Genomic DNA, 13,394 nt, shown 5'->3' with positions numbered 1-13,394 from the left:
TCGGGATGCGCGCCGACCACGCCTCGAAGAGGGCTCACGACCTGAGGCGGCATGCGCGGCGCTCGACCGGCTGGGCGATATCCGGCACCCCGGGCCCGACACACCGCTGAAGCGGTGTTCTGTCATGTTCTCCTGAACCTCATTCACGCGCGGCATCCAGGCCGGCCGAGAAGGAGAGCCCGATGCGCCCCCACTCCGGCGACCGCAGCACGCAGAGCCGCGGTCCGGGAGCAGTCCGGTCACCGCGTGAGGTCTCGTCGGCCCTGTCGGCGCGAGGAACGCTCGGTGCCGCGCGCCGCCGGCGAACCGGATCGGGCACCCTCGCACGGGCAGTGATGGCGGCGATGCTGGTCGGCGCGCTGCTGCCCGGTGCGGTCGGGGTCTTCGGCACCGGCCACCAGGACGACGCAGCGCGGCCGGCGGTCCTGCCGGACCTGGGAACACCCCTCGGTCCCGGCACGCACGAGGTCCGGTTGCTGCGGACGGACGTGCGGAAGACGCTCGCCCACGATTCGCGAGCTTTCACCCAGGGCCTGGAATTCCGTGGCGGGACGCTCTACGAGAGTACGGGGCTGTCGGGTGAGTCCTCCGTGCGCGCCGGACCGCCGGGCAAGCCGCCCACCGTGTACGCCGAGCTGCCGACGCCCTTGTTCGGGGAGGGCATCACCCTCGCCGGCGACAAGCTCTGGCACATCACGTGGCGTGACGGCATCGCCGTCGAACGCGACCCCGTCTCGCTCATGGAACGTCGTCGGGTCGCTTACCAGGGCGAGGGCTGGGGCCTGTGCCACCAACGCGGCGCAGGGCAGGACCGGCTGGTGATGAGCGACGGCTCCGACCGGCTCGTCTTCCGCGACCCTGACACCTTCACCGCAACGGGCGCCGTCCACGTGCGTCACGACGGCAGACCCGTGACACGACTCAACGAACTCGAATGCGCCTATGACGGCTCTCTCTACGCCAACGTCTACCGGACCGACACGATCGTGCGCATCGACCCGCGTACCGGAGCCGTCATCGCGCACATCGACGCAGCCGGACTGCTGACAGCATCCGAACGCCGCGGAGCCCGGGAACTGAACGGCATCGCAGCCGTACCCGGGACCGACGAATTCCTGCTCACCGGCAAGCTGTGGCCCCGCATGTTCCAGGTGGCCTTCGTGCCGAGGTGAGGGGGCGTCCTTCGTCCGCTCAACCCCGTGTGACCCGGAGTTCCTTGATGCCGTTCAGCCAGGCCGAGCGCAGGCGGCGCGGCTCGCCCGCGAGGCGGAGGCCGGGGAGGGCGTCGGCTATCGCGTCGAAGATCAGGTTGATCTCCATGACCGCCAGGGACTTGCCGAGGCAGAAGTGCGGGCCGCCGCCGCCGAAGCCGAGGTGCGGGTTGGGGTCGCGGGTGATGTCGAAGCGTTCGGGGTGGTCGAAGACCGTGGGGTCGTTGTTGGCGGAGGAGTAGAACAGGCCGACCCGGTCCCCCTTCCTGATGCGGGCGCCGCCCAGCACCACGTCCTGGGTCGCGGTGCGCTGGAAGGCGACGACCGGCGTGGCCCAGCGCACGATCTCCTCGGCCGCCGTCTCGGGGCGCAGCCGCTTGTAGAGCTCCCACTGCTCGGGGTGGGTGAGGAACGCGTGCATGCCGTGGCTGATCGCGTTGCGGGTGGTCTCGTTTCCGGCCACCGCCAGGAGGATGACGAAGAAGCCGAACTCGTCGGAGGACAGGTTCCCTTCGCCCTCCGCCGCGACCAGCCGGCTGACGATGTCGTCGGCGGGGCACTCCTTGCGCGCGGCCGACAGGTTCATCGCGTACGAGACGATCTCCATCGCCGCCTCGGTGCCGACCTCTTCCGTGATGGCGTACTCGGGGTCGTCGTACGCGGCCATCTTGTTGGACCAGTCGAAGATCTTGGACCGGTCCTCCTGGGGGACGCCGATGAGTTCGGCGATGGCCTGGAGGGGGAGTTCGACCGCGATGTCGGTGACGAAGTCGAAGCTGCCGTCCGCTCCTGCTCCCGCGCCGGCTCCCGCTCCCGCGCCGGCCGCCGCCGTCTCGGCGATCGAGCGTGCGCGGCGGCGCAGTGCGGCCTCCAGGGAGCGCACCGCGCGCGGGGTGAAGCCGCGCTGGACGATCTGGCGGACGCGGGTGTGCTCGGGCGGGTCCATGTTGAGCATGATCAGTTTCTGGACCTCGATCTGGTCACGGCTGATCGTCTCGTTGAAGCGGATGACGGCGGTGTTGGTGTGGGAGGAGAACAGCTCGGGGTGCGTGGAGACATGCCTGACGTCCGCGTGCCGGGTGACGGCCCAGTAGCCCTCGTCGTCGAAGCCGGAGACGCCGGCGGGCTGTTCGCACCACCAGACGGGCGCGGTGCGCCGCATCTCGGCGAACTCGGGGTGGGGGACGCGGGCCTGGAGGAGGTCGGGGTCGGTGAAGTCGAACCCTGGGGGGATGTGGGGGCAGGACATCGGCAGCTCCCGCTTCGGCGTCGGGGTGCGGTCGGATCACCTGATGGACCATCAGGAAGTGGCCGAAAGGTAATAACGGGTTCTACAAGTAGCAAGGCCCGCGGCCGGAACTGTTGCGGGTGAGGGTCCCGGTAAGAGGCGTGCAAGACCCTTGCGTACCGGCGGTAGCACTCATAAGACTTCTGACAGAACTAGAACGCGTACTAGTTCGAGAGTCTCCCAGAGTTCGGCCCGTAAGGGCGCCGGGACGCCCGTACGGCCGCAGAGAGGACGAGCTCATGGCCGCGGAACCCGTCATCGTCGAAGCCGTACGCACCCCCATCGGCAAGCGGGGAGGGCTGCTCGCCAATCTCCACCCCGCCTATCTGCTGGGCGAGACCTACCGTGAACTCCTCGGCCGGACCGGCATCCACGCCGACTGCGTCGAACAGATCGTCGGCGGCACCGTCACCCACGCCGGCGAGCAGTCCATGAACCCCGCGCGCACCGCCTGGCTGACCGTCGGCCTGCCGTACGAGACCGCCGCGACGACCGTGGACTGCCAGTGTGGATCGTCGCAGCAGGCGAGCCACATGGTCGCCAACATGATCTCGGCCGGGGTCATCGACATCGGCATCAGCTGCGGCGTCGAGGCCATGTCGCGGGTGCCGCTCGGCAGCGGGTCCAAGCACGGGCCCGGCAAGCCGTTCCCCGAGGAGTGGAACGTCGACCTGCCCAACCAGTTCGAGGCCGCGGAGCGCATCGCGCGCCGCCGGGGCCTGACGCGCGCGGACGTGGACCGGCTCGGGCTGCTGTCCCAGCAGCGGGCCCAGGCCGCGTGGAGCGAAGAGCGCTTCAAACGTGAGACGTACGCCGTGCAGGTGCCGACGACGGAGGAGGAGCAGGCCGCCGGGCAGGGGATGTGGCGCCTCGTCGACCGGGACGAAGGGCTCCGCGACACCTCGCTCGAAGCGCTCGCAGGACTGAAACCGGTCATGCCGACAGCCGTCCACACCGCCGGGAACTCGTCACAGATCTCGGACGGCGCCGCCGCCGTCATGTGGGCGTCCAAGCGCATGGCGCGGGCGCTCAAACTGAAGCCCCGCGCCCGTATCGTCGCCCAGGCCCTCGTCGGCGCGGACCCGCACTTCCACCTGGACGGGCCCGTCGACGCGACCCGCGCGGTACTCGGCAGGGCCGGGATGTCGCTCAAGGACATCGACCTGGTCGAGGTCAACGAGGCGTTCGCGTCCGTGGTGCTGAGCTGGGCGCAGGTCTTCGACCAGGACCTCGAGAAGGTCAACGTCAACGGCGGCGGGATAGCCCTCGGCCACCCGGTGGGCGCGACCGGCGCCCGCCTCATCACGACGGCGCTCCACGAACTGGAGCGCCGCGACAAGGAGTTCGCACTGATCACCATGTGCGCGGGGGGCGCGCAGGCGACGGGGACGATCATCCAGCGGATCTGACGTTCCCCGCGACGCGCCGGCGGGTGATGACGGACGGCCTCGATCACCGCGCCCGCCGAGGCGACCGACGGCGGGCGCGGGGGTCAGGGGACCCGGGGGCGCTCAGCCGGTCCCCCTGGACCTCGATGTCCCCTGTCTCGACGACCTCGTACAGCGTGGGGCAGTTGCCGTGCTCCGAGGTGGTGCCGATGAACCTGAGCGTCGTGGGGTGCTCCGTTCTCGCCGGTCGGACCACAAGCATGCGCCTGACCGCCGGTCCGCGGCGCGGCGTTGCGCGGGAGTGCGCCTGCTCGGAGTCAGGACATCCATTGCGTGCAACTGCGCCCGGCCGTTGCGATCAGCCGCAGCAGCAGCGGTGTGGGCAGGGCCGGGTTGGCGGCGACTCCGTCCAGCGCGGGCGGTAAGAAGGCCACCATGGGCTAAGCTCCCCGCCCCGTCGCCTCGCGCGCGGTCCCATCGGACGCCCGCGCCGCATCGGTCTCGAACGTGACCTGCGCGTCGAACGCCGCCCGTCGGGTCGCCCGGCGCAGCGCCTTGAGGAGCGCAGCGCCGAGGGTGAGCGTCAGGACGACGGTAAGGACCGCACGGCCCAGGTCCCAGCCGAGCGAGGTGGCCGCGCAGTACGCGACGAAGCGCACCAGGTTCTCGTGGAGCGGGGCGCCGGCCTGGAACGAGATGCCCGACGCCATGCCCGTGATGATCGTCCAGCCGTGCAGGTTCATCACCGTGCCGTACGCGAACGCCGCGACCGCCCCGTACGCGGCGAGCATCAGCAGCTCCAGCCGCCCCCGGATACGGTCCGGGCCCGGCAGCAGGCCCGCGCCCATCGCGAACCAGCCCATCGACAGCATCTGGAACGGCATCCAGGGCCCGACGCCGCCCGTCAGCAGCGCGGACGCGAACATGGTCACCGCGCCGAGCACGAAACCGAAGCCCGGGCCGAGGACCCGCCCGCTGAGGACCATGAGGAAGAACATGGGCTCCAGCCCGGCCGTCCCCGCGCCCAGCGGGCGCAGTGCCGCCCCGACCGCGGCCAGCACGCCCAGCATCGCCACCGCCTTCGCGTCCATCCCGGTGTCGGCGATCGTCGCGACGACGACGGCGACCAGCAGTGGCAGCATCGCGGCGAACAGCCACGGCGCGTCACCGGCGTGCGCCGCCAGGCCGGACTGCGCGTCGGCGAGCAGCGGCCAGCCGAAGAAGGCGACGCCGATGCCGCTGATCAGGACGAGCGCGGCGACGGAACGCGGGCCCAGGCGGACAGGGCGGTCGGTGCTGACCGCCCTCTTCGGACGCTCGGTCTCTCTCCTCATCGTGCCCTCTCCAGGGCCGCCTCGACCTGCGTGACCGTCAGCCACTGCTGCGGCGCGAGGATCTTGGCCACCTGCGGGGCGAACGCGGGGGAGGACACCACGACCTCGGCCGTCGGGCCGTCGGCCACCACCTCGCCGTCGGCGAGGATCACCACCCGGTGTGCCAGTTCGGCCGCCAGCTCCACGTCGTGGGTCGCCATCACGATCGCGTGCCCGTCGCGGGCGAGTCCCCGCAGAATCCCCACCAGCCGTGCCTTCGCCGCGTAGTCCAGGCCGCGCGTCGGCTCGTCGAGGAGCAGCAGCGGCGGCCGGCCGGTGAGGACGATCGCCAGCGCGAGAGCCAGCCGCTGCCCCTCGGACAGATCGCGGGGATGGGTACCGTCCGGCACGCCGGGGAGCAGCTCGCTGACGAGCGCGCGGCAAGTGCCGGGCGCCGCCTGCGCGTCGGTGTCCGCCGCCGCGCACTCGGCGGCGACCGTGTCCGCGTAGAGCAGGTCGCGCGGCTCCTGGGGGACGAGTCCGACATGGCGGATCAGTTCACGGGGGTGCGTGCGGTGGGGCGTGCGGCCGTTGATCTCCACCGCGCCGCCGGTGGGCTCGATCATGCCGACCAGCGTCGACAGCAGGGTCGACTTTCCGGCGCCGTTGCGGCCCATGAGCGCGACGGTCTCGCCCGGGGCGACGCCGAGGCCGATGTCGCGCAGCGCTTCGATACGGCCGCGGCGGACGGTGAGCCGGGTCGTGGTGGCGACGGGGCCTGCCGGCTCGGTGCGTGCGGGAGTGGGGGTGGGTGCGGGTGCGGGGCGGCGGAAGCGGGCGAACAGGCGGCGGGCGGGTCCCGCCCCCTGGTCCGGACCGGGCACCGGACCGCGCACCACGCCGTGCACCGGGTCCGCCGACGCCGGGCGGCCGTCGGCGGGCGACAGGCCCTCCAGCCGCTCCCGCAGCGAGCCCGCGCGGCGGCGTGCGTCCCGTACGGACAGCGGCACCGGGGCCCACCCCGCCGTCCGGGCCAGCGCCACCACCGGCGGGTGGACCGGCGACACGTCCATCACCGTCGCCGGGTCGCCGACCACGGGGCGCTCGCCGCGCGCCGGCAGCAGGACGACCCGGTCCGCGTACTGCACGACCCGTTCCAGGCGGTGTTCCGCCATCAGGACCGTCGTGCCGAGGTCGTGGACGAGCCGCTGCAGTACCGCCAGCACCTCCTCCGCCGCCGCCGGGTCCAGCGCGGACGTCGGCTCGTCGAGGACCAGCACCTTCGGGTGCGGCGTCAGCACCGAGCCGATCGCGACCCGCTGCTGCTGGCCGCCCGACAGCGTCGCGATCGGCCGGTCCCGCAGCTCCGCCAGGCCCAGCAGGTCGAGCGTCTCCTCGACCCGGCGGCGCATCACGTCCGGCGCGAGGCCGAGCGACTCCATGCCGTAGGCGAGTTCGTCCTCGACGGTGTCGGTGACGAAGTGGGCCAGCGGGTCCTGGCCCACCGTGCCGACCACGTCCGCCAGTTCACGGGGCTTGTGGGTACGCGTGTCACGGCCGTCGACCGTGACCCGGCCGCGCAGCGTGCCGCCCGTGAAGTGCGGGACGAGCCCCGACACCGCGCCCAGCAGAGTCGACTTGCCGACTCCCGACGGGCCGACGAGCAGCACCAGTTCGCCTTCGGGAACGGTGAGATCGACGTTCTCCAGCGTGGGCCCGGCGGCATCGCCGTACGTCACCGAGACGTTCTCGAAGCGGATCACCGGGTCGACTCCTTGGCTCCTGCGGGGACCGGCGCGACGCACGCCGGCAGCAGGCCGATCAGTACGGACAGCGCCGGCCACAGCGGCAGCGTGGGCGCCGTCAGCGGTACGACGCCGGGGTGCAGCGCCTCACCCCCGTACACGGCGGCCCGGATCATCAGCCCGGCGACGGCCACGCCGGAACCGGCCACCAGCCAGGCCCGCCCGCCCCAGCGGTCGGGACGGTAACGGGTACGGACAGAACGCCGGCCGCCCAGCCACAGACCGCCGGCCGCCGCGACGAGTCCCGCGGCCAGCAGGGGCAGCCCGTACTCGGCGCCCGCGGCGGCGAGCAGCCCGTACGACCCCGCGCACACCCCGAGCAGCCCGCCGAGGGTGAGCATGTTCGTGGTGCGGCGCACGGCGGGCGGGACCTGGGCGGTGCGCCCGTAACCCCGGGCGTCCATGGACGCGGCGACCGCGACCGACCGCTCCAACGCGCCCTCCAGGACCGGCAGCCCGATCTGGGCGACCGCCCGTACGCCGCCGGTGGGGCGGCCGCGCAGCCGACGGGCCGTGCGCAGCCGGAGCACGTCCGCGACCATGTTCGGCGCGAAGGTCATCGCGACGACGACGGCCACGCCCGCCTCGTACAGCGCTCCCGGCAGCGACTTGAGCAGTCGCGCCGGGTTCGCGAGCGCGTTGGCGGCGCCGACGCAGATCAGCAGGGACGCGAGCTTCGCGCCGTCGTACAGCGCGAAGACGATCTGCTCGGCGAAGACCCGGCCGCCGATCCGGATGCCGTCCGCCCAGTCGGGCACCGGGACTTCGGGGAGCGCGAACAGGACGTGCGTGCCGCCGATGGGGGAGCCGAGGACGACGGAGAAGACGACGCGTACGGCGATGACGACGAGCCCCAGTTTCACGAACGCGCCGTACGAGCGGGCCCAGGGCGCGTCCGTGCGGCGGGCCGCGACGACGTAACCGGCGACGCCGACGAGCAGGGCGAGGAGGAGGGGGTTGGTGGTGCGGGACGCGGCGACGGCGAGGCCGAGGGCCCAGATCCACCAGGCGGTGGCGGGGAGGGCGTTGGCGCGGGTGGCGGTGGGGGGACGGAGGGGGTGGGAGCGTGCGGGGCCGCTGCGCGGGGCTTGTCCCCTCCCCTCCCCCTGCGGCCTGGCGGCCGCGGGGGGACCGCCACCTTCCGGAACCGGGGCTACAGCCCGGGTCCCGTTTTCGGGGGCTCTGCCCCCGGACCCCGGCGCCTCAAACGCCGGCGGGGCCGGGTGGGACCCCCGCGCCTCGGACGCCGGCGGGGCTGAGGCCGGCGGGACCGGGATCGCCCCGTCGTCCGGGGTCATCGGTTGCGGCGGCGGGACTGCCGGACCGTTGCCGCCGCCAGGGCCAGCACCGCCGCGAGGCCCGCGTAGAGGCCGACGGACGGGCCCTCGTCCGGCTCCGGTTCGGACGCGGCCGCGTCCGCGGCCGCGGGCTCCTGCCCGGAGACCTGTTCGCCGCAGCCCGACTTGGGGTAGCCCGAGATCGCGCACAGCAGGGCCTGGCCGTTGTACCGCAGCGGCTTCGCGACCCGCGCCAGGGCCTCCGCCGTCGTCGCCGCCTCGTCGGCCTGGACGCAGGCGGTGCGCGGCGCCGGCGGGGCCTCGCCCCGGGGGGCGTCCGTCGCCGTGCCGGGGTCGATGACGAGGGCGATCCGCTTGGCGCCGTCCTTCGCGGGCGTCTTCGCGCAGATCGCCTCGAAGTCGGGGGCCGTGCGCGGTTTCGCCGAGTCCCCGCTGTCCTCGCTCACCGAGAAGCGGAAGCCGTGCACGGACCCGTCGGCGGGGCGTGCGGTGGCCGGGCCCTCGGTGGCGTACGTCCACCGGCCGTCGGTGCTCTGCCAGAACGACCAGTAGCGGTAGCCCGCCGCCTGCGCGGGAGCCGCGACCAGCACGGTGAGCAGGGCGCCGAGGCCGAGGAGGACGAGGAGGAAGCGGGTGCGTCGCATCAGCTCTGGTTCTTCCTGCGGCCGCTGAGCAGGAAGCCCGCGCCCATGGCTGCGACGAAGAACGCGCCCACGATCCACCAGGTGTTGAAGGAGGACGAGCCGTCGTCGGACTTCTTCTCGTCCTTCGCGGCCGGCGACTCGGACGCCGCCGCCTTCGGCGCCGGGCCGGTCGCGGACAGCGCGGCTACCAGGTCCGTGCCGCCGAAGTCCTTCGGGTCGGCGCCGGCCGCCCGCGCGGCGAAGATCAGCTGGGCGTAGGCGGCGGGGCCGTTCTCCCGCGCCCACGACGCCGAGTTCTTCCGCAGCCACTCGAGCGGCTGCGCCGTCTGCTCGGAGAGGCCCTGCACGGACAGCGCCACCACCGCGTCGGCGGTGTTGCCGAAGTCCGGCGCGGGGGACGAGTCTTCGGCGCCAGGCATCGGCGGGGTGTCGAAGTGGCCCTTCTTCGCCAGACCCTTCGCGAGGTAGGCCGCGCCGTTGTGCGCCGCGCCGTCGAGGGTCGTGGTCTTCTCGCAGGTGGTGCCCTTGTCGTCCTCGGCGTTGCCGCCGGTCGCCGCCAGGCCCTTGCCGTGGGAGGCGAGCACGGCGGCGGCCGTGGAGTCGGCGACGATGCCGGGGGACTTCACCTGGTAGACGAAGGCGCCGCCGTCCTCGCCGCCGCACGGCTTCGCGAACGTCTGCAGCGCGTCGTACGGCGTCTTGCCGCCCTTGGCCTTGGCGTCGGCCGGGCGTTCGCCGGCCGCGGCGAGCGCGCCGATCACCAGGGACGTGGAGTTGGCGTCGCTCGCGCCGCCGGGGTTGTAGCCCCAGCCGCCGTCCTCGTTCTGGACCGACTTCAGCCAGTCGACGGTCTTCTTCACGGCGGCGTCCTGCCCGCCGAGCGCGGCGAGCGCCTGCACGGCGGCGCCGCTGGCGTTGGTGTCCAGGGGCAGCGCGGCGTCGCAGTCCTTGGCGGTGTCGGCGCGATACGACGGGAAGCCGCCGCTCGCGCACTGCTGCCCGGTCAGGAAGGCGACGGCCGCGTCCGCCGGTCGCACGCCGGCCGTGTCCTGGGCGAGCAGGGCGAGGGACTGGCGCCACACGCCGTCGTACGTCGGGTCGGTTTTGCCGTAGAGGCCCGCGGGCGGTTCGGGGGACGGCGTCGGGGAGGGTGCGGCGAGGGCGGCGGGCGCGGCGGTCAGGCCGAGCACGGCGGAGGCGACGAGCGCGGCTGCGCAGCGGCGAACGGTGTTCATGGCGGGGCGGTGCCTCTCCTGCGATACTCCCGGCGGGAAACCGGGCACGGGCACGCTCACGCACCTGGGCTCCGGCTCCGTATGCCTCGACGGTGCCGGTCACCGGCGGGCTGCCGGTGACACGAGCCGGTCACGACCGCGTACGGGGCATTCCGGCTCGCCGCCTCGGAAAACAGGCGGCTTACGGCATGGGGCATCCCCAGCTTGCGCGAAGCGCATGGCGAGGGGAGGGGATCAGCGCCGGATTCGCACCGGCTTCCCCCCGTACGGGTAATGATGACGACGCCGACACTCTACCGGCCGGTCGCACATGTGAACGTGGGGCACTGGTCACACGGCCACGTACCGGACCGGGTCCCCGCCCGGCGCGAGCTCCGCGCGGCCCAGCTTCACCAGCCGCCGCAGATGGGACTCCGCCTCGGAGACGGCGATGTTCCGCGAGCCGTACGGGATCTGCTCCCACGGCCGGTTCCACTCCATGCGCACCGCCACCTCCCACGCCGTGAGCGGCTCCGCCAGCAGCGTCTGCAGGCCGGTGAGGCGCTGCTCGTGGTGGGCGAGCAGTTCCCGGACTCGCTCCGCGGCGCCGGTGAAGGCGTGCTGGTGGGCGGGGAGGACCTCGGCGGGGGCGAGGCGGCCGACGCGTTCCAGCGAATCGAGGTAGTCCCCGAGGGGGTCGGTGACCGTGGCGTCGTCGGGGTCCTCGTAGAGGCCGATGTGCGGGGTGATGCCGGGCAGCAGGTGATCGCCGGAGAAGAGGCGGCCGTTGCCGGGGCGGCCCGCCGGGTGCGCCTCCTCCAGATGGAGGCAGACATGGCCGGGGGTGTGGCCGGGTGTCCACACGGCCCGCAGTCTGCGGCCCGCCAGGTCGAGCAGCTCACCGGGGACGATCTCCCGGTCGGGGAGCGCGGGGCGCGTTCCGGGGAGTCCGCCGGTGCTGCCCGAGGCGCGTGCGGCGCGCAGGGGCGCGATGTGTGCCTCGGGCGCCCCGGCGCGTTCGAGTTTGCCGGCGAGGTAGTCGAGCCACAGGCCGGGCTCGGCCTCGCGGGTGCGGCGGACGACGCCGGCGTCCGCGGCGTGCATCGCGATCCACGCGCCGGACGCCTCACGGACCCGGCCGGACAGGCCGTGGTGGTCCGGGTGGTGGTGGGTGACGACGACGCCGTGGATCGCGGCGGGCGAGGTGCCGCAGGCGGCCAGGCCCGCCGAGAGCGCGTCCCAGGCGGCGGGGTCGTCCCATCCGGTGTCGACGAGGACCGGACCGCGGTCGGTGTCGAGCAGATGGACCAGGGTGTGCCCGAGCGGATTGTCCGGGATCGGGACGCGCAGGGAGTGGACACCGCCGCCGTGGTCGTACGCGAGCGGGACCGCGGCCTCGTCTGTCGTCGGCGCCATCACCATTGCCCCCTGTAACTGGAACTGGTATCAGTTCTGAAACTGTGTCAGATAGCGCGCTCCGGCGGGAGGCAGCAGTCATGACCGAGCTCGTGGAACACGGAGAACTGTTCATCGGCGGCGAGTTGACGGCTCCGCTCGGCACGGACGTGATCGAGGTGATCTCCCCGCACACCGAGCAGGTCGTCGGCCGCGTCCCGCACGCCTGCCCGGCGGACGTCGACCGCGCGGTGGCCGCCGCGCGCCGGGCCTTCGACGAAGGGCCCTGGCCGCGGATGGCGCTCGCCGAACGGATCGAGGTCGTCGGCCGGATCAAGGACGCGATCGCGCTGCGGCACGAGGAGATCGCCCGGATCATCAGCGCCCAGAACGGCTCCCCGTACGCGTGGAGCGTCCTCGCGCAGGCGCTCGGCGCGATGATGGTGTGGGACTCGGCCATCACCGTCGCCCGGGACTTCACGTACGAGGAGCGCCGCGCCGGCGTCCTCGGCCCGATCCTGGTGCGGCGCGAACCGGTGGGCGTCGTCGCGGCCGTCGTGCCGTGGAACGTGCCCCAGTTCACCGCCGCCGCCAAACTCGCGCCGGCGCTGCTCGCGGGCTGCGCCGTGGTCCTCAAACCGTCGCCGGAGACGCCGCTGGACGCGTATCTCCTCGGCGAGATGGCCCGCGAGGCCGGGCTGCCGGAGGGGGTGCTGTCGATCCTGCCCGCGGGCCGGGAGGTCAGCGAGTACCTGGTCGGGCACCCGGGCGTCGACAAGGTGTCCTTCACCGGCTCGGTCGCGGCGGGCCGCCGGGTCATGGAGGTCGCCTCCCGCAACCTCACCCGCGTGACGCTGGAACTCGGCGGCAAGTCCGCCGCCGTGATTCTCCCGGACGCCGACCTGGACGCCGCCGTCGCCGGGATCGTCCCCGCCGCCTGGATGAACAACGGCCAGGCGTGCGTGGCCCAGACCCGGGTCCTCGCGCCGCGCGCCCGCTACGACGAGATCGCCGAGGCGTTCACCGCCGCGGCCTCCGCGCTCGTCGTCGGCGACCCGCTCGACCCGGCCACCCAGGTCGGCCCCCTCGTCGCCGAACGCCAGCGGCGCCGCTCGCTCGACTACATCCGGATCGGCCAGGATGAGGGCGCCAAGGTCCTGTGCGGCGGCGGCCGCCCGGCCGGCCGGGAACGCGGCTGGTACGTCGAGCCGACGCTCTTCGGCGGCGTCGACAACACGATGCGCATCGCCCGCGAGGAGATCTTCGGCCCGGTGGTCTGCCTGCTGCCGTACGACGGGGAGGAAGAGGCCGCCGCGATCGCGAACGACTCGGAGTACGGCCTGAGCGGCAGTGTCTGGACCTCCGACGTCGAGCACGGCGTCGACTTCGCCCGCCGGGTGCGGACCGGCACGTACAACGTGAACACCTTCAGCCTCGACATGCTCGGCCCCTTCGGCGGCTACAAGAACAGCGGCATGGGCCGGGAGTTCGGGCCCGAGGGGTACGGCGAGTACTTCGAGCACAAGATGATCCACCTGCCCGCCGGACACGGGGGGAACTGATGGGCGACCGCTGGCGCATCGAGGTGGACCGCAGCGTGTGCATCGGCTCCGGCATGTGCGTGGGCCACGCCCCCGACGCCTTCGACCTGGACTCCGCCCGCCAGTCGCACGCGCGGGCCACGACCGCCGACGCGGGCGAGAAGCTCCTCGCGGCGGCGGAGAACTGCCCCGTCGAGGCGATCACACTGACGCTGGCGGACAGCGGCGAGACGGTCTTCCCCCCGGAGGAGTAGGCAAAGAGCGGCGCAACGAGATGAGTTGGACGACACGGCCACG

The 13,394-nt window shown here is 73.1% G+C and carries 11 protein-coding genes; 4 read left to right on the top strand and 7 right to left on the bottom strand.

The features are described from left to right. Positions 1-182 precede the first annotated feature (182 nt). Positions 183-1,172, top strand: a complete 990-nt coding sequence (locus ACFYOP_RS30985; protein ID WP_388453602.1) for a glutaminyl-peptide cyclotransferase — start codon at positions 183-185, stop codon at positions 1,170-1,172. Positions 1,173-1,191: 19 nt separating this feature from the next. Here ACFYOP_RS30985 and ACFYOP_RS30980 read toward each other — a convergent pair whose 3' ends face one another. Continuing rightward, entirely contained in the window at positions 1,192-2,460 is a 1,269-nt protein-coding gene (locus ACFYOP_RS30980; protein WP_356891339.1) for a cytochrome P450, read from the bottom strand. Between the two features lie 278 nt (positions 2,461-2,738). On the opposite strand from ACFYOP_RS30980, the gene ACFYOP_RS30975 reads away from it, so the two are divergent. Further along, on the top strand, positions 2,739-3,908 hold the full coding sequence (locus tag ACFYOP_RS30975; protein WP_356891341.1) for a steroid 3-ketoacyl-CoA thiolase: 1,170 nt from the start codon (positions 2,739-2,741) through the stop codon (positions 3,906-3,908). Between the two features lie 419 nt (positions 3,909-4,327). Here the strand turns inward: ACFYOP_RS30975 and ACFYOP_RS30970 are convergent, their stop codons facing one another. The 6 genes from ACFYOP_RS30970 to ACFYOP_RS30945 all read right to left on the bottom strand — a co-directional run bounded on the left by ACFYOP_RS30970 (position 4,328) and on the right by ACFYOP_RS30945 (position 11,577). Then, positions 4,328-5,221, bottom strand: coding sequence for an ECF transporter S component (locus ACFYOP_RS30970; protein WP_356891343.1), 894 nt, complete (start codon positions 5,219-5,221; stop codon positions 4,328-4,330). Beyond that, positions 5,218-6,963 carry an ATP-binding cassette domain-containing protein gene (locus tag ACFYOP_RS30965; RefSeq protein ID WP_356891345.1) on the bottom strand — a complete coding sequence of 582 codons (1,746 nt, stop codon included), beginning with the start codon at positions 6,961-6,963 and terminating at the stop codon, positions 5,218-5,220. Before ACFYOP_RS30965 ends, ACFYOP_RS30970 begins: the two co-directional genes overlap by 4 nt. Then, a complete protein-coding gene (locus ACFYOP_RS30960; RefSeq protein WP_388453596.1) occupies positions 6,960-8,303 on the bottom strand; it encodes an energy-coupling factor transporter transmembrane protein EcfT in 1,344 nt (447 codons plus the stop codon). The genes ACFYOP_RS30965 and ACFYOP_RS30960 overlap by 4 nt, the downstream gene beginning before the upstream one ends. Then, positions 8,300-8,947 carry an SCO2322 family protein gene (locus ACFYOP_RS30955; protein ID WP_356891347.1) on the bottom strand — a complete coding sequence of 216 codons (648 nt, stop codon included), beginning with the start codon at positions 8,945-8,947 and terminating at the stop codon, positions 8,300-8,302. Before ACFYOP_RS30955 ends, ACFYOP_RS30960 begins: the two co-directional genes overlap by 4 nt. After that, positions 8,947-10,182, bottom strand: coding sequence for a prenyltransferase/squalene oxidase repeat-containing protein (locus ACFYOP_RS30950; protein WP_356891349.1), 1,236 nt, complete (start codon positions 10,180-10,182; stop codon positions 8,947-8,949). The genes ACFYOP_RS30955 and ACFYOP_RS30950 overlap by 1 nt, the downstream gene beginning before the upstream one ends. A gap of 330 nt (positions 10,183-10,512) precedes the next feature. Next, the gene (locus ACFYOP_RS30945; protein WP_356891351.1) at positions 10,513-11,577 is read right to left on the bottom strand and encodes an MBL fold metallo-hydrolase; all 1,065 of its coding nucleotides are present in this window, start codon (positions 11,575-11,577) and stop codon (positions 10,513-10,515) included. 80 nt (positions 11,578-11,657) lie between these two features. On the opposite strand from ACFYOP_RS30945, the gene ACFYOP_RS30940 reads away from it, so the two are divergent. Together ACFYOP_RS30940 and ACFYOP_RS30935 are read left to right on the top strand one after the other, a co-directional pair. Next, positions 11,658-13,118: an aldehyde dehydrogenase gene (locus ACFYOP_RS30940; protein ID WP_356891353.1), complete on the top strand. Its 1,461-nt coding sequence runs from the start codon at positions 11,658-11,660 to the stop codon at positions 13,116-13,118. After that, positions 13,118-13,351, top strand: a complete 234-nt coding sequence (locus ACFYOP_RS30935) for a ferredoxin (protein WP_356891355.1) — start codon at positions 13,118-13,120, stop codon at positions 13,349-13,351. Before ACFYOP_RS30940 ends, ACFYOP_RS30935 begins: the two co-directional genes overlap by 1 nt. The last annotated feature ends 43 nt before the right edge of the window (positions 13,352-13,394 follow it).

Origin of the sequence: Streptomyces sp. NPDC006294, from assembly GCF_042870895.1 — a bacterium.
Lineage (GTDB): Bacteria > Actinomycetota > Actinomycetes > Streptomycetales > Streptomycetaceae > Streptomyces.
This window is presented reverse-complemented; position numbering and strand designations above follow the sequence as displayed.

Bases quoted from the DNA above. Each gene is read 5' to 3' on its own strand.
- ACFYOP_RS30985 (WP_388453602.1), top strand. From the start codon at position 183: ATGCGCCCCCACTCCGGCGACCGCAGCACGCAGAGCCGCGGTCCGGGA.
- ACFYOP_RS30980 (WP_356891339.1), bottom strand. From the start codon at position 2,460: ATGTCCTGCCCCCACATCCCCCCAGGGTTCGACTTCACCGACCCCGAC.
- ACFYOP_RS30975 (WP_356891341.1), top strand. From the start codon at position 2,739: ATGGCCGCGGAACCCGTCATCGTCGAAGCCGTACGCACCCCCATCGGC.
- ACFYOP_RS30970 (WP_356891343.1), bottom strand. From the start codon at position 5,221: ATGAGGAGAGAGACCGAGCGTCCGAAGAGGGCGGTCAGCACCGACCGC.
- ACFYOP_RS30960 (WP_388453596.1), bottom strand. From the start codon at position 8,303: ATGACCCCGGACGACGGGGCGATCCCGGTCCCGCCGGCCTCAGCCCCG.
- ACFYOP_RS30955 (WP_356891347.1), bottom strand. From the start codon at position 8,947: ATGCGACGCACCCGCTTCCTCCTCGTCCTCCTCGGCCTCGGCGCCCTG.
- ACFYOP_RS30950 (WP_356891349.1), bottom strand. From the start codon at position 10,182: ATGAACACCGTTCGCCGCTGCGCAGCCGCGCTCGTCGCCTCCGCCGTG.
- ACFYOP_RS30945 (WP_356891351.1), bottom strand. From the start codon at position 11,577: ATGGCGCCGACGACAGACGAGGCCGCGGTCCCGCTCGCGTACGACCAC.
- ACFYOP_RS30940 (WP_356891353.1), top strand. From the start codon at position 11,658: ATGACCGAGCTCGTGGAACACGGAGAACTGTTCATCGGCGGCGAGTTG.
- ACFYOP_RS30935 (WP_356891355.1), top strand. From the start codon at position 13,118: ATGGGCGACCGCTGGCGCATCGAGGTGGACCGCAGCGTGTGCATCGGC.